Source organism: Pseudomonas nicosulfuronedens (genome assembly GCF_005877905.1).
GTDB classification, from domain to species: Bacteria; Pseudomonadota; Gammaproteobacteria; order Pseudomonadales; family Pseudomonadaceae; genus Pseudomonas; species Pseudomonas nicosulfuronedens.
On the sequence record NZ_SWDV01000001.1, the window covers coordinates 233,637 to 252,713 of the forward strand.

General features: G+C 65.3%; 20 protein-coding genes. 13 read left to right on the forward strand and 7 right to left on the reverse strand.

Annotated elements, in window-relative coordinates; all coding sequences use genetic code 11:
• Positions 1–10: 10 nt before the first annotated feature.
• The 3 genes from FAS41_RS01180 to FAS41_RS01190 form a co-directional block, all read right to left on the reverse strand.
• A complete protein-coding gene (locus tag FAS41_RS01180) occupies positions 11–652 on the reverse strand; it encodes a thiol:disulfide interchange protein DsbA/DsbL (protein WP_138519889.1) in 642 nt (213 codons plus the stop codon).
• 178 nt (positions 653–830) lie between these two features.
• Entirely contained in the window at positions 831–1,436 is a 606-nt protein-coding gene (locus FAS41_RS01185; protein ID WP_045213406.1) for a c-type cytochrome, read from the reverse strand.
• 46 nt (positions 1,437–1,482) lie between these two features.
• Positions 1,483–1,773, reverse strand: a complete 291-nt coding sequence (locus FAS41_RS01190; protein ID WP_138519890.1) for a c-type cytochrome — start codon at positions 1,771–1,773, stop codon at positions 1,483–1,485.
• A 180-nt stretch (positions 1,774–1,953) separates the two neighbouring features.
• Here FAS41_RS01190 and yihA point away from each other — a divergent pair, with 180 nt between their 5' ends.
• Positions 1,954–2,616: a ribosome biogenesis GTP-binding protein YihA/YsxC gene (gene yihA / locus FAS41_RS01195; protein WP_138519891.1), complete on the forward strand. Its 663-nt coding sequence runs from the start codon at positions 1,954–1,956 to the stop codon at positions 2,614–2,616.
• Positions 2,617–2,893: 277 nt separating this feature from the next.
• Here the strand turns inward: yihA and polA are convergent, their stop codons facing one another.
• Positions 2,894–5,644 (reverse strand): DNA polymerase I, encoded by a 2,751-nt coding sequence (gene polA / locus FAS41_RS01200; RefSeq protein WP_138519892.1) that lies wholly within the window; start codon positions 5,642–5,644, stop codon positions 2,894–2,896.
• Between the two features lie 74 nt (positions 5,645–5,718).
• Between polA and FAS41_RS01205 the strand changes: the two genes are divergently transcribed.
• Positions 5,719–6,006: a DUF2782 domain-containing protein gene (locus FAS41_RS01205; RefSeq protein ID WP_024766803.1), complete on the forward strand. Its 288-nt coding sequence runs from the start codon at positions 5,719–5,721 to the stop codon at positions 6,004–6,006.
• Positions 6,007–6,040: 34 nt separating this feature from the next.
• A complete protein-coding gene (locus tag FAS41_RS01210; RefSeq protein ID WP_138519893.1) occupies positions 6,041–6,991 on the forward strand; it encodes a homoserine kinase in 951 nt (316 codons plus the stop codon).
• Between the two features lie 218 nt (positions 6,992–7,209).
• Here the strand turns inward: FAS41_RS01210 and FAS41_RS01215 are convergent, their stop codons facing one another.
• The 3 genes from FAS41_RS01215 to znuA all read right to left on the reverse strand — a co-directional run bounded on the left by FAS41_RS01215 (position 7,210) and on the right by znuA (position 11,374).
• Positions 7,210–7,896 carry a TSCPD domain-containing protein gene (locus FAS41_RS01215; RefSeq protein WP_017521239.1) on the reverse strand — a complete coding sequence of 229 codons (687 nt, stop codon included), beginning with the start codon at positions 7,894–7,896 and terminating at the stop codon, positions 7,210–7,212.
• A gap of 17 nt (positions 7,897–7,913) precedes the next feature.
• Positions 7,914–10,061, reverse strand: a complete 2,148-nt coding sequence (locus tag FAS41_RS01220; RefSeq protein WP_138519894.1) for an adenosylcobalamin-dependent ribonucleoside-diphosphate reductase — start codon at positions 10,059–10,061, stop codon at positions 7,914–7,916.
• A 374-nt stretch (positions 10,062–10,435) separates the two neighbouring features.
• Positions 10,436–11,374, reverse strand: coding sequence for a zinc ABC transporter substrate-binding protein ZnuA (gene znuA, locus FAS41_RS01225; RefSeq protein ID WP_138519895.1), 939 nt, complete (start codon positions 11,372–11,374; stop codon positions 10,436–10,438).
• A gap of 70 nt (positions 11,375–11,444) precedes the next feature.
• Here znuA and zur point away from each other — a divergent pair, with 70 nt between their 5' ends.
• The 10 genes from zur to FAS41_RS01275 all read left to right on the forward strand — a co-directional run bounded on the left by zur (position 11,445) and on the right by FAS41_RS01275 (position 19,058).
• Positions 11,445–11,951: a zinc uptake transcriptional repressor Zur gene (gene zur / locus FAS41_RS01230; RefSeq protein WP_138519896.1), complete on the forward strand. Its 507-nt coding sequence runs from the start codon at positions 11,445–11,447 to the stop codon at positions 11,949–11,951.
• Positions 11,951–12,751, forward strand: a complete 801-nt coding sequence (znuC, locus tag FAS41_RS01235; protein WP_081518832.1) for a zinc ABC transporter ATP-binding protein ZnuC — start codon at positions 11,951–11,953, stop codon at positions 12,749–12,751. Before zur ends, znuC begins: the two co-directional genes overlap by 1 nt.
• The gene (znuB, locus tag FAS41_RS01240) at positions 12,744–13,532 is read left to right on the forward strand and encodes a zinc ABC transporter permease subunit ZnuB (RefSeq protein ID WP_138519897.1); all 789 of its coding nucleotides are present in this window, start codon (positions 12,744–12,746) and stop codon (positions 13,530–13,532) included. Before znuC ends, znuB begins: the two co-directional genes overlap by 8 nt.
• A 37-nt stretch (positions 13,533–13,569) precedes the next feature.
• Positions 13,570–13,956 carry a hypothetical protein gene (locus FAS41_RS01245; RefSeq protein WP_138519898.1) on the forward strand — a complete coding sequence of 129 codons (387 nt, stop codon included), beginning with the start codon at positions 13,570–13,572 and terminating at the stop codon, positions 13,954–13,956.
• Between the two features lie 193 nt (positions 13,957–14,149).
• The gene (locus FAS41_RS01250; RefSeq protein ID WP_138519899.1) at positions 14,150–15,160 is read left to right on the forward strand and encodes a methionine ABC transporter ATP-binding protein; all 1,011 of its coding nucleotides are present in this window, start codon (positions 14,150–14,152) and stop codon (positions 15,158–15,160) included.
• On the forward strand, positions 15,157–15,822 hold the full coding sequence (locus tag FAS41_RS01255) for a methionine ABC transporter permease (RefSeq protein ID WP_024766991.1): 666 nt from the start codon (positions 15,157–15,159) through the stop codon (positions 15,820–15,822). Before FAS41_RS01250 ends, FAS41_RS01255 begins: the two co-directional genes overlap by 4 nt.
• 41 nt (positions 15,823–15,863) lie before the next feature.
• Positions 15,864–16,646 carry a MetQ/NlpA family ABC transporter substrate-binding protein gene (locus FAS41_RS01260; RefSeq protein ID WP_138519900.1) on the forward strand — a complete coding sequence of 261 codons (783 nt, stop codon included), beginning with the start codon at positions 15,864–15,866 and terminating at the stop codon, positions 16,644–16,646.
• A gap of 421 nt (positions 16,647–17,067) precedes the next feature.
• A complete protein-coding gene (locus FAS41_RS01265) occupies positions 17,068–17,889 on the forward strand; it encodes an energy transducer TonB (RefSeq protein WP_138519901.1) in 822 nt (273 codons plus the stop codon).
• A 49-nt stretch (positions 17,890–17,938) separates the two neighbouring features.
• Positions 17,939–18,655, forward strand: coding sequence for a MotA/TolQ/ExbB proton channel family protein (locus FAS41_RS01270; protein ID WP_081518836.1), 717 nt, complete (start codon positions 17,939–17,941; stop codon positions 18,653–18,655).
• A 1-nt stretch (position 18,656) separates the two neighbouring features.
• The gene (locus FAS41_RS01275) at positions 18,657–19,058 is read left to right on the forward strand and encodes an ExbD/TolR family protein (protein ID WP_138519902.1); all 402 of its coding nucleotides are present in this window, start codon (positions 18,657–18,659) and stop codon (positions 19,056–19,058) included.
• Positions 19,059–19,077 lie beyond the last annotated feature (19 nt).

The window sequence follows — 19,077 nt, forward strand, 5'->3', positions numbered from 1 at the left end:
TCATCAGCCCTTACTGGGCAGCCTTGGCGCTGGCGCGTTCCTTGGCGATCAGCTGGTCAGCCAGCTGCAGCGCCTCGTCCGGGCCACCGGCCGAGCCGATGTCGAAGCGGTACTTGCCATTGACCACCATGGTCGGCACGCCGCTGATCTGGTAGGCCATCGCCAGTTTCTTGGCCTTCTCGATCTGGCCCTTGATGGCGAAGGAGTTGTAGGTGCTGAGGAACTTGTCCTTGTCCACGCCCTGTTCGGCGACGAAGTCAGCCATTTCTTCCGGGGTGGTCAGGGCTTTCGGGTTGTTATGCAGTTTCTCGAAGATCGAGTGGTGCACCTTCTTCTCCACGCCCATGGATTCCAGGGTCAGGAACAGCTGGCCGTGGATGTTCCACAGGCCGCCGAACATGGCCGGAAGGCGCACGAAGTGAACGTCGGCCGGCAGCTTCTCGACCCACGGGTTGATGGTCGGTTCGAACGCGTAGCAGTGCGGGCAGCCGTACCAGAACAGCTCCACCACCTCGATCTTGCCGGGCTGGGAGACCGGGACGGCCTGGTTCAGCTCGGTGTAGTTCTTGCCAGCTTCGAAGTCGGCGGCGTTCGCGTTGACGGCGAACAGGCCGGCGAAGGCAAGAGCGGCGGTGAAAATCAGGTTACGCATGGTTCACTCCTTGGCTGAGCGGAACCGCCACGCTACAGCGCGGCGGGATGAAGCGGTTTGACCGGAGGGGCCAGACACGGTTCCAGCATTGTAGTGGCGGAGGACACAAAAAAGGGTGGCCGAAGCCACCCTTTTTTTCGAAGCAGTTTTTCGATCTGGCGTTTCCGCCAGCCGCCTGTCAGTGCAGGCCTTCGATGTAGCTGGAGATCGCGGCGATGTCCTTGTTGGACAGCTTGCCGGCGATGCTGCGCATGATCATCGCGTCGCCGTCGTTGGTGCGCTCGCCTTCGCGGAAGGCGGTCAGCTGCTTGGCGGTGTAGGCGGCGTGCTGGCCACCCAGGTGCGGGAAGCCGGCTTCGGCGTTGCCCTGGCCAGCCGGGTTGTGGCAACCGGTGCAGGCCGGCATGCCTTCGGCGAGCTTGCCGCCACGGAACAGGGCTTCACCCTGGGCGACCAGCTTGGGATCGGCGGCGCCGACGCTGCCGTTCTGGCTGGAGAAGTAGGCGGCGATGTCTGCCAGGTCCTCATCGCTGAGGTTGGTCAGCAGGCCGGTCATTTCCAGCACGGTACGCTTGCCGTCCTTGATGTCGTGCATCTGCTTGAGCAGGTAGCGCTCACCCTGCCCGGCCAGTTTCGGGAAGTTGGGCGCCATGCTGTTGCCATCGGCGCCGTGGCAGGCACCACAGACAGCAGCTTTCGCCTGACCGGCCTTGGCATCGCCAGCGGCGTTCGCCACACCGACAAGACCCAGGGTCAACAGCAGACTCACGATCAATTTGTTCATCAGCTAATCCAATAACGGCTAAGGGTGAAAGAGTAAGGCCTGGGAGTTACTTCGACATCCAGTGGATAATTGTCTGGTAATCCTCGGCGCTGCAGTCGGTGCACAGGCCGCGAGGCGGCATCGCGTTGAAACCGTTGGTCACATGTTGCACCAGCGTGTCCATGCCCTTGTCCAGGCGTGGCTTCCAAGCGGCGGCGTCGCCCTTTTTCGGCGCCATTGGCAACTGACCATTGTGGCAGGCGCCACAGGCTCTGTTGAAAACGGCTTCCGGATCCTGGGCCGCCAGGGCGCTGGATGCCAGCGCGGCAACGATGGCTGCGAACAGCAGTTTCTTCATGATTATCCTCATCGCAGGGAACATCCGCGTTCTTGATTGCGCGGACTCCAACGTTCCCGTGTGGCTCGACCCTGGGGGATAAAGCGCACACAAAATCCGCGGCATTATATACTTCAGATGCCCAAACGGAAACGAAACCGCCCCCCGCGACACCGCGTCGCACCCGCCGCGAAGTTACCCATGCCCTCGAATAACGCTACGAAAAACCCGATTCTCGGCCTCTGCCAACAGGCCACCTTCCTCATCTCCGCCGCCAAGGTGAACCAGTGCCCGGAAGACTCCGGCCTGGAAGTCGCCTTCGCCGGCCGCTCCAACGCGGGCAAGTCCAGCGCGCTGAACGCGCTGACCCACGCGAACCTGGCGCGGACCTCCAAGACCCCCGGTCGCACCCAGTTGCTGAACTTCTTCCGCCTGGATGACGAGCGCCGCCTGGTCGACCTGCCCGGCTACGGCTACGCCAAGGTACCGATCCCGCTGAAGCTGCACTGGCAGCAGCACCTGGAAGCTTATCTCTCCAGCCGCAATGCGCTAGCCGGCGTGGTGCTGATGATGGATATCCGCCACCCGCTGACCGACTTCGACCGCCTGATGCTCGACTGGGCGCAGGCCAGCCAGCTGCCGATCCACGTGCTGCTGACCAAGGCTGACAAGCTGGCCTACGGCGCGGCGAAGAACGCGCTGCTCAAGACCCGCAAGGAAATTCTCGACGGCTGGGGCGATGTCGCCACCCTGCAGCTGTTCTCGGCACCCAAGCGCCAGGGCGTGGAAGAGGCGCAGCTGGTCCTGGCCGGCTGGCTGGGGCTGCTGGACGAGGAAGAAGAGGAAGCCGGCGAGGAGGCCTGAGGCCAAATCGCAGGCAAAAAAAACCCCGAGCTTCGTATGGGGAGGGGGAAGTTCGGGGTTTAAGTCCGGACCGCTAGGGCGGGGTCCAGTAATCTGCCAACACTAAACACTGCAAAGGAGCATCGAAGGGCTTCACCAGCCATTCACGAGTTCTGACTCGGCTCCTCGCGGGAAAGTTCAGCGGGTCACAAAAGATTTTTTCGGGCTGGCCTGAAAGCGCCTGAACAATCGTGCCAGAAGGCCCGGCTGACGGGCCTTGCGACCGTTCGTCCAGTCGTCAGTGGGCCTCGTCCCAGTTCGCCCCGACACCGGCTTCGACGACCAGCGGCACGTCCAGTTCCGCTGCGCCGCTCATCAGCGGCCGAATGCCATCGCGCACCTGCTCGACCAGGTCCTCGCGCACTTCCAGCACTAGTTCGTCGTGTACCTGAAGGATGACGCGGGCATCGATGCCGCTCTCCTGCAGCCAGTTATCCACAGCCACCATCGCGCGCTTCATGATGTCCGCCGCCGTGCCCTGCATCGGTGCGTTGATCGCGGTGCGCTCGGCGGCCTTGCGCATGGCGCCGTTCTTCGAGGCGATTTCCGGCAGGTACAGGCGACGGCCGAACAGGGTTTCGACGAAGCCCTGCTCGGCGGCCTGGGCGCGGGTGCGCTCCATGTACGCCAGCACGCCAGGGTAGCGAGCGAAGTAGCGGTCAATGTAGGCCTGGGCCTCCTTGCGCTCGACGCCGATCTGCTTGGCCAGGCCGAAGGCGCTCATGCCGTAGATCAGGCCGAAGTTGATCGCCTTGGCGCTGCGGCGCTGGTCGCCCGTCACCTCGTCCAGCGGCACGCCGAAGACTTCGGCGGCGGTGGCGCGGTGCACGTCGCGGTCATGACGGAAGGCATCCAGCAGACCTTCGTCCTTGGCCAGGTGAGCCATGATGCGCAGCTCGATCTGCGAGTAGTCCGCCGCCAACAGTTTGTAGCCCTTGGGCGCGACGAAGGCCTGGCGGATGCGCCGGCCCTCGGCGGTGCGGATCGGGATGTTCTGCAGGTTCGGGTCGCTGGAGGACAGCCGGCCAGTCGCTGCCACCGCCTGGTGGTAGCTGGTGTGGATGCGACCGGTGCGCGGGTTGATCTGCTCCGGCAGCTTGTCGGTGTAGGTGCTCTTGAGCTTGCTCATGGAGCGGTATTGCATGATCACCTTGGGCAGCTCGTAATCCTGCTCGGCCAGCTCGGCAAGAACGTTCTCGGCGGTGGACGGCTGGCCGGTGGCGGTCTTGGAGAGCACCGGCAGGCCCAGCTTTTCATAAAGGATGGCGCCCAGTTGCTTGGGCGAGCCGAGGTTGAACTCTTCACCCGCCAGGTCATAGGCCTGGCGCTGCAACTCGACCATCTTCTCGCCCAGCTCGACGCTCTGCTTGCCCAGCAGGTTGGCATCGACCAGCGCGCCGTTGCGTTCGATACGCGCCAGCACCGGCACCAGCGGCATCTCGATCTCGGTGAGGACCTTGGCCAGCGACGGGATGGCCTCCAGCTTCTGCCACAGGGTCTGGTGCAGACGCAGGGTGACGTCGGCATCTTCGGCCGCGTAGGGGCCGGCCTGTTCCAGAGCGATCTGGTCGAAGGTCAGCTGCTTGGCGCCCTTGCCGGCGATGTCCTCGAAGCGGATGGTGCTGTGGCCCAGGTACTTGAGCGCCAGGCTGTCCATGTCGTGGCGGGTCGCGGTGGAGTCCAGCACATAGGACTCGAGCATGGTGTCGAAGGCGACGCCCTGCACGGTGATGGGCGTCGAGGCGTTGGCCAGGACGTTCATGTCGTATTTGGCGTGCTGGCCGACCTTGCGCTTCTTCGGGTCTTCCAGCAGCGGCTTGAGCGCCTTGAGGACGGCGTCGCGGTCGAGTTGTGCCGGTACACCCATATAACTGTGGGCCAGCGGCACATAGGCGGCCTCGCCCTCTTTCACCGCAAATGACACACCCACCACCTGCGCCTGCTGCGGGTCGAGGCTGGTGGTCTCGGTGTCGAAGGCGATCAGCTCGGCGGCGTCCAGCTTCTTCAGCCAGGCGTCGAACTGCGGCTGCTCCAGGACGATCTCATAGCTCTTCTCCGCGGCAGCAGCCGGGGCTTCTTCCAGCGTTAGCTGGGGGCTGCCGACCTTGGCCGCCTGGCGTTGCAGGTCATCCAGCCCGGTCTTGAACTCCAGGGTACGGTACAGCTCGGTCAGCGCCTCGCGGTCCGGCTCGCCGGGGTGCAGGGCATCGATCTCGATGTTCAGCTCAACGTCGCACTTGATGGTGGCAAGCTTGTAGGACAGGTAGGCCATGTCCTTGTGCTCTTCGAGCTTGGCTGGCAAGCCCTTGGCGCCGCGGATCGGCAATTCGGGCACCTTGTTCAGGCTGGCGTAGAGCACATCGAGGCCACCACCGACGCCGGTGAGCAGACCGAGGGCGGTCTTCTCGCCGACACCGGGCACGCCGGGAATGTTGTCGACCTTGTCGCCCATCAGCGCGAGGTAATCGATGATCAGCTCAGGACCGACACCGAATTTCTCCTTAACGCCATCCACGTCGAGCGTGCTACCGGTCATCGTGTTGACCAGCGTAATGTGCCCGTCGACCAGCTGCGCCATGTCCTTGTCGCCGGTGGAGATCACCACTGCGCGACCGCCGGCCGCGCTCTGCCGAGCCAGGGTGCCGATCACGTCATCAGCTTCCACGCCTTCCACGCAGAGCAGTGGCAGGCCGAGGGCGCGCACCGTGGCGTGCAGAGGCTCCACCTGCACTCGCAGGTCGTCCGGCATCGAGGGGCGATTGGCCTTGTACTCGGCAAACATCTCATCGCGGAAGGTCCCGCCCTTGGCATCGAAGACCACCGCGAAGGGGCTGTCCGGGTACTGCTTGCGCAGGCTCTTGAGCATGTTCAGCACGCCCTTCACCGCTCCCGTCGGCATGCCGGTGGAGGTCATCAACGGCGGCAGGGCATGGAAGGCGCGATACAGGTAGGACGAGCCGTCCACGAGGACGAGGGGTGCTTGGCTCATGAGGGGAATCAACCTTTTCAGAAGGGCTCGGGCTAAAATGTCCGTAGCCAATTCGACAAAGGGACAAGGTTATCATGCGTACGTTGAACCGCCTGTTGCTCGCCGCTCTACTGGGTCTTGGCGCGACTTCCGTCATGGCGGCGGACGATGCCCCGACGCCGGAACCGGATGTGACCATCCGCCAGGAAGGCGACAAGACCATCCAGGAATACCGCGTGAACGGATTCCTCTACGCCATCAAGGTCGTGCCCAAGCACGGCAAGCCGTACTTCCTGGTGCGCCAGGACGGCAGCGACGGCAACTTCATCCGCTCGGACCAGCCCGACAAGCTGATTCCGCAGTGGCAGATCTTCAGCTGGTAAACCCTCCCCTCCACGACGCTCCAGAGGATTGAGCATGTCGGTATTCACGCCTCTGGAACGTCCGGTCCTGGAAGACTTCCTCGCCCCTTACGGTCTCGGCCGCCTGCGGGACTTTCGCGGCATCGCGGAAGGGTCGGAGAACAGCAACTTCTTCGTCAGCCTGGAACAGGGCGAATTCGTCCTGACCCTGGTGGAGCGCGGCCCGGTGCAGGAGATGCCGTTCTTCATCGAACTGCTCGACGTCCTGCACGAAGCTGACCTGCCGGTGCCTTACGCTCTGCGCACGAAAGACGGCGAGGCGCTGCGCCAGCTCGAAGGCAAGCCGGCGCTACTGCAACCGCGCCTGGCCGGCCGTCACGAACGCTCACCGAACAACCATCACTGCCAGGAGGTCGGCAACCTGCTGGCTCGCCTGCACCTGGCGACCCGCGATCGGATCATCGAGCGCCCCAGCGACCGTGGCCTGAGCTGGATGCTGCATGAGGGCGAGACGATGCAGTCGCACCTTTCCGGCAACGCTGCGACCCTGCTGGGCGATGCCCTGGAAGAAATTGCCCGCCTGCTCGCCGAACAACCGGCACTGCCGCGCGCCAACCTGCACGCCGACCTGTTCCGCGACAACGTGCTGTTCGACGGCCCGCACCTGGCTGGAGTAATCGACTTCTACAACGCCAGCTCCGGCTGGATGCTCTACGACCTGGCGATCACCGTGAACGACTGGTGCTCAACCGACGATGGCGCCCTCGACGGCCCACGCGCCCGTGCTCTGCTGGCGGCCTACGCGGCCAGGCGGCCGTTCACCGCACTGGAGGCAGAGCTGTGGCCGGAGATGCTGCGGGTGGCTTGCGTGCGCTTCTGGCTGTCGCGGCTGATCGCCGCCGAGGCGTTCGCCGGGCAGGATGTGCTGATCCATGACCCTAGTGAGTTCGAACGACGGTTGGCCCTGCGGCAGACGGTGGGGATTCATTTGCCGTTTGCGCTGTAAACGCTCCGACGGCTCTTCGTAGGAGCGAGCTTGCTCGCGAACAAGCCCCGCAGCGGAGTTGGTTCGCGAGCAAGCTCGCTCCTACAGAAGAACAGTCCGGTATGAAGCGGGCGGCGTAAAGATCTAACTCGGAGCGGGCATCCCTGCCGGTGCTCCCATACTCAAGGTCAGCCCCAGCCTGGCCATCCATGGCCCGTACGCATGCGTTTTGAGCGGGCTCACCCGCACTTCGAATGCCCGCAGTTCAGACAGGTGGCGCAGCCATCCATCTGCACCACCGCCATGGTGTTGCACTTGCCGCACAGCTGGGCGCCGGCGGGGAAGCCTTCGCCGGGTTCGGCCTTGTTGGTGCCCTGGGCGGCTTCGTAGGCGGCGCGCTTCTCGGCGAGGTACAGGCGCTGCTCCTCGTCCAGCTGCGGGCCTTCCATCAGACCGATGGCGACCAGGTGGCGCTCCACCACGGCGCCGATCTCGGCGACGATCGACGGCATATAGATGCCGCCGCGTTTCAGGTAGCCACCGCGCGGGTCGAACACCGCCTTCATCTCTTCCACCAGGAAGGTGCAGTCACCGCCCTTGCGGAACACCGCGGACATGATCCGGGTGAGCGCAACGATCCACTGGAAGTGGTCCATGTTCTTCGAGTTGATGAAGATCTCGAAGGGCCGGCGCTGCTCGTACGGAGTGTCCGGGTTGAGCACCACGTCGTTGATGGTCACGTACAGCGCGTGCTCGAACAGCGGTGACTTGATCTTGTAGGTGGCGCCCACCAGCAGCTCGGGGCGCTGCAGGGTCTCGTCCATCTTCACCACGGCGGCGGCCGCAGCGGCTTCCACGCGGGCCTTTTCCTCGGCCACATCCACCACCTGGAAGCCTTTGATCTTCTGGTTGATCTTGACGCTCATAGCATTCTCCAGGGGTATCAGTACTTGCCGTAATAGCCTTCTTTCAAGGCGTCGAAGAGGTTGGCGGCGGTATGGATCTCGCCGTCGTACTCCACTTCCTCGTTGCCCTTGAGTTCCACCACGCTGCCGTCTTCCAGCTCGAAGCGGTACACCGTCTTCTCCAGGTCCGATTCCTTCACCAGCACGCCCTGGAAGGCCGCCGGGTTGAAGCGGAAGGTGGTGCAGCCCTTCAGGCCCTGGCGCCAGGCGTAGAGGTAGATGTCCTTGAAGTCCTCGAACGGGTAGTCGGTGGGGACGTTGGCGGTCTTGGAGATCGACGAGTCGATCCACTTCTGCGCGGCGGCCTGGATGTCCACATGCTGCTGCGGGGTGATGTCGTCGGCGGTGATGAAGTAGTCCGGCAGGCGGTGCTTCTCTTCCTCGGCACCCGGTACGGCGTGATGGTCTACCTGGTCGCGGTAGGCCAGCAGTTCGTAGCTGAAGACCGAGATCTTCTCCTTGGTCTTGCGACCGGGGCGGATCAGGTTGCGCGAATAGTGGTGGGCGAAGCTCGGCTCGATACCGTTGGAAGCATTGTTCGCCAGGCTCAGGCTGATGGTGCCGGTGGGCGCGATGGAACTGTGGTGGGTGAAGCGCGCGCCGTGCTCGGCCAGTTCCTCGATCAGCTGCGGTGCATGCTCGGCGACGCGCTGCATGTAGCGCGAGTACTTGGCGTGCAGCACGCGGCCCGCGACCTTGTCGCCGACCTTGAGGCCATCGACCTTCATTTCCGGGCGCTTGCGCAGCATCTCGGCGGTGACTTCATAGTCCTTCACCAGCGCCGGCGCCGGGCCTTTCTCGCGGGACAGCTCCAGCGCCACTTCCCAGCCGACCAGGGCCATCTCGCGCGCCACTTCCTCGGTGAACACGCAGGCTTCCGGGCTGCCGTAGCGCAGCTTGAGCAGGGTCAGCGCCGAGCCCAGGCCAAGGAAGCCCATGCCGTGGCGACGCTTGCCGAGGATTTCCGCACGCTGCTGTTCCAGCGGCAGGCCGTTGATCTCCACCACGTTGTCGAGCATGCGAGTGAACACCCGGACCACTTCGCGGTAGCGCTCCCAGTCGAAGCGCGCATTGTCGCCGAAGGCGTCGACCACGAAGGTGGTCAGGTTCACCGAGCCCAGCAGGCAGGAACCATAGGGCGGCAACGGCTGCTCGCCGCAGGGATTGGTGGCGCGGATCGCCTCGCACCACCAGTTGTTGTTCATCTCGTTGACCCGGTCGATGAGGATGAAGCCGGGTTCGGCGTAGTCGTAGGTGGATACCATGATCATGTCCCACAGGTGCCGCGCCTTGACCCGCCCGTAGACCTTGCAGGCCACGCGGCCGTCGTCACCCACCAGGTAGTCGTCGTGCAGCGGCCAGTCGCGCCAGACCACTTCCTCGGCGTTCTTGAGGTCGACCTCGTCGCGTTCCTTCTGGTGAATCGGGAACACCAGCGGCCAGTCCTCGTCGTCCTCCACGGCGTTCATGAAACCATCGGTGATCAACAGACTGAGGTTGAACTGGCGCAGGCGGCCGTCTTCGCGCTTGGCGCGGATGAACTCGCGCACGTCCGGATGGCTGACATCGAAGGTGCCCATCTGCGCACCGCGCCGCCCGCCGGCAGAGCTGACGGTGAAGCACATCTTGTCGTAGATATCCATGAACGACAGCGGCCCACTGGTATGCGCGCCGGCGCCGGAGACATAGGCGCCGCGCGGGCGCAGGGTGCTGAATTCGTAGCCGATGCCGCAGCCGGCCTTGAGCGTCAACCCGGCCTCGTGGACCTTCTCCAGGATGTCGTCCATGGAGTCGCGGATGATCCCGGAGACGGTGCAGTTGATGGTCGAGGTGGCCGGCTTGTGCCCTTGGGCACCGGCGTTGGAGATGATCCGCCCGGCCGGGATGGCGCCGTTGCGCAGGGCCCAGAGGAAGCGCTCGTACCAGTGCTCGCGCAGTGCCTTGTTGGCCTCGACGTCGGCGAGGGCGCGGGCGACGCGCTGCCAGGTCTCGTCGACGCTGCCGTCGATGGGGTCACCGCTCTTGTGCTTGAGGCGGTACTTGCTGTCCCAGATATCCTGCGAGGCAGGCTGCAGGGCGAGAACTCCTGGTTTGGCGCCGCGTTGGCGCGCATCGGTCTTGGCCATCCGGGAAATAACCTCCTGTCGGTTGGGTGGCAGGGCGCAAAGGAGCGCGAGTAGACCCAATATGTAGGCATGAAAAGCTGACCGGCATCAATATCTTGTGCCTACCTCACACCATTACACACGATAGACGGTGGATCGGAGGGCGACTAAAAAGATGCACGAAGGCGACGACTGGCGGGGCGTTGCGGGCTGATACGAAGGGGAAATTTCAGGCAGGAATGGTGCGACGATCAGGCGCGGCGATGGCACAGTGCCGCGCCCGGTGCGGGCATGTGAACTGTAGGAGCGCGCCATGCGCGCGATCGCGGGCATGGCCCGCTCCTACAAGGGAGAGGGCTGGGGGCGAGGGCAACCCCCGGTCCCGAGAAGCCCGGTCAGAGCTTCTCCAGGCACCCCGCGAACTCATCCGCCAGGTTGCCCAGCAGATGCTCGTAGCCCTGAGCATCGACCTTCACGCCAACGCCCAGGTCGTCCAGCTCGGCCAGGCGCACCGGCAGGCCCTGGCTCAGGGTGTCGGCCAGGCGCGGACGGATCGGCGGCTCGCTGAAGATGCAGGAAGGGCCGGCTTTCTGCAGCTGCGCACGCATCATGGCGACATGACGGGCGCCTGGCTGCACGTCGGCGGACACGGCGAAGACGCCGGTGTGCCGCAGGCCGTAGGCCTCCTCGAAGTAATCGAATGCCTCGTGGAAGACGAAGAACGGCTTGCCCTTGAGCGGATCGATACGTTGCTGCAGGCGGGTATTGAGCTGGTCCATGCGCTCGTCGAAGGCCTTCAGGTTGGCCTGGTAGCGGCTGGCGTTGGCCGGGTCGGCGATGGCCAGGTCCTCGGCCATGCGCGCGGCGATCACCTGGGCATTGGCCGGCAACAGCCAGAGGTGGGCGTCGATCATGCCGGGGCGGTGATCATGATCGTGGCCCAGGTCATCGTGATCATCGTCATGGTCCGGGTGGTTGGACTCGCTGAAGTCGGCGAACTTGCGCAGGTGCATGCCGGCCTGGTCCTGCACGGCCACGCTGGGGCCCTTGCGGCTTTCCAGCACCTTGGGCAGGAAGTTCTCCAGGTCCGGGCCGACCCAATAGAACAGCTGCGCGTCGCGCACGCGGCGGATGTCGGACGGGCGCAGCGAGTAGCTGTGCGGCGAGGCGCCTGGCGGCAGCAGCACGTCCGGCGTGCCCTCGCCGTCCTGGATGGCGGCGGCGATCAGTTGCAGTGGCTTGATGCTGGTCAGCACGCTGACCTCGGCACGTACGGGAAGGCTGAGCAGCAGCGCGCAGGCGGCAGTCAGCAGGGCGACGGGACGGAAGGACACGGCAGCACTCACACAGGGGAGACATGAAAGAGTAATATAATAACGTCTCTGAACCCGAGCGTCGCCGCGCATGTACAAGATCGCCCCCAAGACTCCCCTCGCCTGCCGTCCGCACGACCACGCCAACTGCGTGGCCAGCGCCCTGGCCGACGCCGACGCGTTGTGCGCGCGCCAGGGCGTGCGCCTGACGGAGCTGCGCCGGCGCGTGCTGGAATTGGTCTGGGCGAGCCACAAGCCGCTGGGCGCCTACGACATCCTCGCCGTGCTGAGCGAGGAGGACGGCCGCAAGGCGGCGCCGCCGACGGTCTACCGCGCCCTGGATTTCCTCCTGGAAAACGGTTTGGTACACCGCATCGCCTCGCTCAACGCCTTCATCGGCTGCGCCCACCCGGAGCACGCCCACGAAGGCCAGTTCCTGATCTGCCGTGCCTGCCATACCGCCATCGAGCTGGAGCAGCCGGCCATCAGCGAGGCCATCGTCAACGGCGCCAGGAGCGTCGGCTTCGCCGTGGAAACCCAGACCGTCGAGATTGTCGGCCTCTGCGGCGCCTGCGCCCCCGGCCAGCGGGAGGCGTGATGAGCGACGCGCTGATTCGCCTGCAAGGCGTCGGCGTCAGCTACGCCGGCCAGGCGGTGCTGCAGAACGTCGACCTGACCATCGCCCCCGGCGAGATCGTCACCCTGATCGGTCCCAACGGCGCCGGCAAGACGACCCTGGTGCGCAGCGTGCTCGGCCTGCTCAAGCCCGATACCGGCAGCGTCTGGCGCCAGCCGAAGCTGTCCATCGGCTACATGCCGCAGAAGCTCCACGTCGACCCGACCCTGCCGCTGACCGTTTTCCGCTTCCTGCGCCTGGTCCCCGGTGTGCAGCGCTCCCACGCACTCGACGCGCTGAAGGAAGTCGGTGCCGCCCACGTGATCGACAAGCCGCTGCAGAGTGTCTCCGGCGGCGAGTTGCAGCGCGTGCTGCTGGCCCGCGCCCTGTTGCGCAAGCCGGAACTGCTGGTGCTCGACGAACCCGTGCAGGGCGTCGACGTCGCCGGCCAGGCCGAGCTGTACCGCCTGATCGGCCGCCTGCGCGACCGCCTCGGCTGCGGCGTGCTGATGGTCTCCCACGACCTGCATCTGGTGATGAGTGCCACCGACAAGGTGGTCTGCCTGAACCGTCACGTCTGCTGCTCCGGGCACCCGGAACAGGTCAGCGGTGACCCGGCCTTCGTCGAGCTGTTCGGCCAGGATGCCCGCAGCCTGGCGGTCTATCACCACCACCACGACCATTCCCACGACCTGCACGGCGAGGTGGTGAAACCCGCCTTCCCCGCGGGCACCCGCTTCACCCCGGTCCACCAGCACGGCCCCGACTGCAACCATGGCTGATTTTCTGCTCAACGCCCTCCTCGCCGGGCTGGCCCTGGCGGTGGTCGCCGGGCCCCTGGGCTCATTCGTCGTCTGGCGACGCATGGCCTATTTCGGCGACACCCTGTCCCACGCCGCCCTGCTCGGAGTGGCCCTCGGCTTCCTGCTGGACGTCAGCCCGACGCTGGCGGTGACCGTCGGCTGCGTACTGCTCGCCGTACTGCTGGTCACCCTGCAGCAGCGCCAGCCACTGGCCGCCGACACCCTGCTGGGCATCCTCGCCCACAGCACGCTGTCGCTGGGCCTGGTGACCCTGAGCTTCATGAAGGAAGTGCGCGTCGACCTGATGGCCTACCTGTTCGGCGACCTGCTCGCCGTCAGCCAGACCGACCTCTTGTGGATCATTGCCGGCAGCGCCCTGGTGCTCGGGCTGATCTGCTGGCTGTGGCGACCGCTGCTGGCGATCACCGTGCACGAGGAACTGGCGCGGGTCGAAGGCCTGCCGGTCACCGCCATCCGCCTGGCGCTGATGCTGCTGATCGCCATCGTCATCGCCGTGGCCATGAAGATCGTCGGCGTGCTGCTGATCACCTCGCTGCTGATCATCCCCGCCGCCGCCGCCCAACGGCATGCGCGCAGCCCTGAACAAATGGCCTTCGGCGCGAGTCTGATCGGCCTGGTGGCGGTGTGTGCCGGGCTCTCGCTGTCCTGGTTCAAGGACACCCCCGCCGGCCCCTCCATCGTGGTCAGCGCGGCGACCCTGTTCCTGCTGAGTTTTGTCCTGCCGCGCCGGACGGTGTAGAATTTGGCGATTTTTTGATCAAAAGAGACCCTGACGCATGAAGTCGTTCGTCATCCGCCTGTTCGCGCTGATGGCCATGGCGCTGGCCCTCGCGGCCTGCCAGAGCACCGCGAGCCAACCGCCCAGCAGCAGTGGCTTCGAGACCGAACTGGCCGCCGGCCGTCTGGAATCCGCGCAGCTCGCGCTGGGCTCCGAACAGGAAGACACCACCCAGCTCGCCGAGCGCCGCAAGCGCCTGGCCGACGCGTACCTGGAGCGCAGCCGCGAAGCCCTGGCCAAGGGCGACGTCAATGGCGCCACCACCGCCCTGACCCGCGCCCGCTCGCTGATGCCCCGCGCGCCCGGCGTGGCCGCCGACGTGAGCGGCCTGCAGAAGCCCGCCGCGCCAGCAGCCCCGGCCCCTCAGCCGACCTGCACACCGTAAGCCCGCGGGCGCCCGTTCGCGGCGCCCGTTATTTCCTTTTGTTCCGTGCTTAGCTGAACAAAGATTAATCAGCCATAAAAAAGCAGGTTAAAATGCGCGGTTTTGGCTGACCGCCTACGCTCGTTGCCTACGCCTGTTCATCCGACGGCTCCGGCAGCGAGCGGCGCCTCCCCGTACCCACAAGGTTCGCTAAGTGATCGAATTCCACGACGTCCACAAGACCTATCGCGTCGCCGGACGCGATATCCCGGCCCTGCAGCCGACCCGCCTGTCCATCGAGGGCGGCCAGGTGTTCGGCCTGATCGGCCATTCCGGCGCCGGTAAAAGTACCCTGCTGCGCCTGATCAACCGCCTGGAAGAGCCCAGCGGCGGGCGCATCGTCATCGATGGCGAAGACATCACCGCCCTGGACGCCGACGGCCTGCGCCGCTTCCGCCAGCGCGTCGGGATGATCTTCCAGCACTTCAACCTGCTGGCCTCCAAGACCGTCGCCGACAACATCGCCATGCCGATGAAGCTCGCCGGTACCTTCAGCGCCGCCGAGATCACCGCGCGAGTGGACGAACTGCTCGAGCGCGTCGGCCTCAAGGACCACGCCCGCAAATACCCCGCGCAGCTCTCCGGCGGCCAGAAGCAGCGCGTCGGCATCGCCCGTGCCCTGGCCTGCCGACCGACCATCCTGCTCTGCGACGAAGCCACCAGCGCCCTCGACCCGCAGACCACCGGCCAGGTCCTGCAATTGCTGGCCGAGATCAACCGCGAGCTGAAGCTGACCATCGTCCTGATCACCCACGAGATGGACGTGATCCGCCGCGTCTGCGACCAGGTGGCAGTGATGGATGCTGGGCGCATCGTCGAACAGGGCGAGGTCGCCGACGTGTTCCTCCATCCGCAGCACGACACCACCCGACGTTTCGTCTTCGAGGCCGAACGAGTCGACGAGGACGAGCAGCACGATGACTTCGCCCACGTGCCGGGCCGCATCCTGCGCCTGACCTTCCGTGGCGAGGCGACCTACGCGCCGCTGCTGGGCACCGTCGCGCGCCAGACCGGCGTCGACTACAGCATCCTTGCCGGGCGTATCGACCGCATCAAGGACCAGCCCTACGGCCAGCTCACCCTGTCCCTGGTGGGCGGCGACATCGAGGCCGCCATGGCGCAACTCAACGCCGCCGAGGTCCATGTGGAGGTGCTGCGCGCATGAGCGACTTTTTCGTAAACATCGATTGGTCGGAAATCCTCCAGGCCAGCCTCGATACCTTCTGGATGCTCGGCGGTTCGCTGCTGTTCACCGTCATCCTCGGCCTGCCGCTGGGCGTGCTGCTGTTCCTCACCGGGCCCAAGCAGATGTTCGCCAACCGCGGCATCTACGGCGTGCTGGCGTTCATCGTCAACGTGCTGCGCTCGCTGCCGTTCATCATCCTGCTGATCGTACTGATCCCGCTCACGGTGATCCTGGTCGGCACTTCGTTGGGCGTCGCCGGGGCCATCCCGCCGCTGGTGGTGGGTGCCACGCCGTTCTTCGCGCGCCTGGTGGAAACCGCGCTACGCGAGGTGGACAAGGGCATCATCGAAGCCACCCAGGCGATGGGCGCCAGCACCCGCCAGATCATCTGGAACGCGCTGCTGCCCGAAGCCCGTCCGGGCATCATCGCCGCCATCACCGTCACCGCCATCACCCTGGTGTCCTACACCGCGATGGCCGGTGTGGTGGGCGCCGGCGGCCTCGGCGACCTGGCGATCCGCTACGGCTACCAACGCTTCCAGGACGACGTGATGCTGCTCACCGTGGTGATGCTGGTGGTACTCGTCCAGATCCTGCAGACCGTCGGCGACAAGCTGGTGGTCCACTACTCGCGCAAATAACCACAAGGCCCGCCGGATGCGGGCCGACCAAGGAGCCAACCATGAAGAAGCTGTTCGCCGCGTTCGCTGCCGCCGCAGTCATCGCCACCCCGCTGGCCCAGGCCGCCGAGAGCCTGACCGTCGCCGCCACCCCGGTGCCGCACGCCGAGATCCTCAACTTCGTCAAACCCATCCTGGCCAAGGAAGGGGTGGAGCTGAAGGTGAAGGAATTCACCGACTACGTGCAGCCCAACACCCAGGTCGCCGAGAAGCGCCTGGACGCCAACTTCTTCCAGCACCAGCCGTACCTGGATGAGTTCAACAAGACCAAGGGCACCAGCCTGATCGCCGTCACCGGCGTGCACATCGAGCCGCTGGGCGCCTACTCCACCAAGTTCAAGAAGCTCGAAGAGCTGCCCTCCGGCGCCACCGTGGTGATTCCCAACGACGCCACCAACGGCGGCCGCGCCCTGCTGCTGCTGGACAAGGCCGGCGTGATCAAGCTCAAGGACAACAAGTCCATCACCGCCACCCCGAAGGACATCGTCGAGAACCCGAAGAACATCAAGGTGCGTGAGCTGGAGGCGGCCACCCTGCCGCGCGTGCTGACCCAGGTCGACCTCGCCCTGATCAACACCAACTACGCCCTGGAAGCCAAGCTGAACCCCACCAAGGACGCGCTGGCCATCGAAGGCGCCGATTCGCCCTACGTGAACATCCTGGTTGCCCGCCCGGACAACAAGGACAGCGCCGCCATGCAGAAGCTGGCGGCCGCCCTGCACAGCCCCGAGGTGAAGCAGTTCATCCTCGAGAAGTACAAGGGCGCCGTCGTTCCAGCCTTCTGATCGCCGCGAAGCTGACGCTCAAAAAAGCCCGGTCGAATGACCGGGCTTTTTCGTTTCCGGCTTTTGGCTTTTGTAGGAGCGAGCTTGCTCGCGAACCCACCCAGCGCCGCTGCCATCGGCGAGCACCGTTCGCGAGCAACCTCGCTCCTAGAGGGTTCCGCCGGCCGCTCTATCCCGGCGTATTGAGCAATTTTTCACCAACCTTTCCTGCATATTTTCCATGCCGCAAAGGCATCGGTTTTTTGCGAAATCACGCAAAGGCCCGTACGGCGTGGCCTGCAGCGATTCTCCAAAAACACATAGCACTGAAAGTTATTTAAATAAGAGAAACAATCACTTCAAGAGCTAAGACGCTCCGCCAATCATGCAGGTCCGTTTCAAGCGCGACGTAGAGCCGCGCAGACCTGCAAGGAGATCGTTCATGGCTCAACCCCAGCATGCCCTCGCGCCGGATGCTTTCCTGCGCCACGTGCCCGGCGGCGACCTGGTCGATCTCGGACGCCCGTTGCGTCACGCGCTGGAGCTGGGCCGCCATGTGCCGGCAAAAGCCCGTGCGCTGAGCCGCCGCGAAGCCGTCCTGCTCGGTCTGTTCACCCTGACGCTACACGGCGCGGTGATCTACTGGCTGAGCCAGCAGCCCACTCCGCAGTTGCCGGAAGTGCCGCCGCAGGTGCCGCCGATGACCATCGAGTTCACCGCACCCACTCCGCCCGTGGTCGAGCCACCACCGCCCGAGCCGATTCCCGAGCCGGTGGTGCAGGAGCCGCCGCCCCCGGTGGTGGACGAGAACGCGGTGAAACCGCCGCCGCCCAAGCCGATCCCTAAACCCGTCTCGAAACCTAAGCCGAAACCGGTCCCCAAGCCCGTGCCCAAGCCGGTCGAGCAGCCCACGCCGCCCAAGGCCGAAACCCCGCCGCCGCAACCGGCACCACCCGCTCCGCCAGCGCCGGCTCCGGCCCCGCTGACGCCGCCCTCGGCCAACGCCGGTTACCTGAAGAACCCGGCACCGGAATACCCGCCACTGGCCCAGCGCCGTGGCTGGGAAGGCACCGTGCTGCTGCGGGTGCATGTCCTCGCCAGCGGTAGCCCGAGCGAGATCCAGGTGCAGAAGAGCAGCGGCCGCGACGCCCTGGACGATGCGGCGGTGCGCGCGGTGAAACGCTGGAGCTTCGTCCCCGCCAAGCGCGGCGACGTAGCCCAGGACGGCTGGGTCAGCGTACCCATCGATTTCAAATTGCATTGATTCAACTTGCCCAGATCAGCCGCACGAGAAACGCGGAAGGAGAACACCCATGAGTCTGCCCCTGAACCCCCTGGAATCCGTCGAAGGCGCAGTCATCTGGCTGCTGGTCGGCTTCTCTGTCGTCACCTGGGCCCTGGCCCTGGTGAAAGGCGTCCAGTTCACCCGCCAGAAGTCCCAGGACAAGCGCTTCCAGAAGCAGTTCTGGAGCGCCACCAGCCTCGAATCGGCCGGTGACCAGGCCGCCGGCAAGCCCGGCGCCGGCGCCCGTGTCGCCCAGGCCGGATTCGCCGCCATCCAGGTCCAGGACAACGGCCAGCCGGACCTCGCCCAGTCGATCAACCACCAGGACCGCCTCGAGCGCGCCCTGCGCCAGCAGATCCAGCGCGAGCGCCGCTCCCTGGAGTCCGGCCTCGCGGTGCTCGCCTCGATCGGTTCCACCTCGCCCTTCATCGGCCTGTTCGGCACCGTGTGGGGCATCATGGAAGCGCTCAAGGGCATCAGCGCGGCCGGTTCGGCTAGTCTGGAAACGGTCGCCGGCCCCATTGGCAGCGCACTGATCGCCACCGGCGTGGGTATCGCCGTCGCCGTGCCGGCGGTGCTGGTCTACAACTACTTCCTCCGTCGCCTGAAGCTCACGGCGGCCGACCTCGACGACTTCGCCCACGACTTCTACAGCCTCGCGCAGAAGAGCGCCTTCCGCGTCGTCACCCTGCCCACCGCCGCGCGCAAACCGGCTGCCGGCGCCAGCGTGAAGGAGGCGAGCTGACATGGCCTTCTCGACCCAGGACAGCGACGAGGTTCTCTCCGAGATCAACGTCACCCCGCTGGTGGACGTGATGCTGGTGCTGCTGGTGGTGTTCATCGTTACCGCGCCGCTGCTGACCAACGCCATTCCGATCAACCTGCCCAAGACCGAGGCGGTCGCCCCGCCGGAGCAGAAGGACCCGCTGGTGGTGAGCATCGACGGCGCCGGCAAGTGGTTCATCAACAAGGACGAAATTCAGCCGGAACTCCTGCAAGGCAACCTGCAGGCGGCCAAGGCCAGGGACGCAGAAGTGCGTGTGCAGCTGCAGGCCGACGAGAACGTGAACTACGGCCAGGTGGCCAAGGCCATGGCCTCCATCGAGAAGGCGGGCATTACCAAGCTGGCGGTGATCACCGCGCGCTGAGGCACCTGTAAGACACCTG

Bases quoted from the DNA above. Each gene is read 5' to 3' on its own strand.
- znuC (WP_081518832.1), top strand. From the start codon at position 11,951: ATGAGCGACGCGCTGATTCGCCTGCAAGGCGTCGGCGTCAGCTACGCC.
- yihA (WP_138519891.1), top strand. From the start codon at position 1,954: ATGCCCTCGAATAACGCTACGAAAAACCCGATTCTCGGCCTCTGCCAA.
- FAS41_RS01270 (WP_081518836.1), top strand. From the start codon at position 17,939: ATGAGTCTGCCCCTGAACCCCCTGGAATCCGTCGAAGGCGCAGTCATC.
- FAS41_RS01210 (WP_138519893.1), top strand. From the start codon at position 6,041: ATGTCGGTATTCACGCCTCTGGAACGTCCGGTCCTGGAAGACTTCCTC.
- FAS41_RS01255 (WP_024766991.1), top strand. From the start codon at position 15,157: ATGAGCGACTTTTTCGTAAACATCGATTGGTCGGAAATCCTCCAGGCC.
- FAS41_RS01190 (WP_138519890.1), bottom strand. From the start codon at position 1,773: ATGAAGAAACTGCTGTTCGCAGCCATCGTTGCCGCGCTGGCATCCAGC.
- FAS41_RS01220 (WP_138519894.1), bottom strand. From the start codon at position 10,061: ATGGCCAAGACCGATGCGCGCCAACGCGGCGCCAAACCAGGAGTTCTC.
- FAS41_RS01245 (WP_138519898.1), top strand. From the start codon at position 13,570: ATGAAGTCGTTCGTCATCCGCCTGTTCGCGCTGATGGCCATGGCGCTG.
- znuB (WP_138519897.1), top strand. From the start codon at position 12,744: ATGGCTGATTTTCTGCTCAACGCCCTCCTCGCCGGGCTGGCCCTGGCG.
- FAS41_RS01180 (WP_138519889.1), bottom strand. From the start codon at position 652: ATGCGTAACCTGATTTTCACCGCCGCTCTTGCCTTCGCCGGCCTGTTC.
- polA (WP_138519892.1), bottom strand. From the start codon at position 5,644: ATGAGCCAAGCACCCCTCGTCCTCGTGGACGGCTCGTCCTACCTGTAT.
- FAS41_RS01260 (WP_138519900.1), top strand. From the start codon at position 15,864: ATGAAGAAGCTGTTCGCCGCGTTCGCTGCCGCCGCAGTCATCGCCACC.
- zur (WP_138519896.1), top strand. From the start codon at position 11,445: ATGTACAAGATCGCCCCCAAGACTCCCCTCGCCTGCCGTCCGCACGAC.
- FAS41_RS01185 (WP_045213406.1), bottom strand. From the start codon at position 1,436: ATGAACAAATTGATCGTGAGTCTGCTGTTGACCCTGGGTCTTGTCGGT.
- FAS41_RS01215 (WP_017521239.1), bottom strand. From the start codon at position 7,896: ATGAGCGTCAAGATCAACCAGAAGATCAAAGGCTTCCAGGTGGTGGAT.
- FAS41_RS01265 (WP_138519901.1), top strand. From the start codon at position 17,068: ATGGCTCAACCCCAGCATGCCCTCGCGCCGGATGCTTTCCTGCGCCAC.
- FAS41_RS01205 (WP_024766803.1), top strand. From the start codon at position 5,719: ATGCGTACGTTGAACCGCCTGTTGCTCGCCGCTCTACTGGGTCTTGGC.
- FAS41_RS01275 (WP_138519902.1), top strand. From the start codon at position 18,657: ATGGCCTTCTCGACCCAGGACAGCGACGAGGTTCTCTCCGAGATCAAC.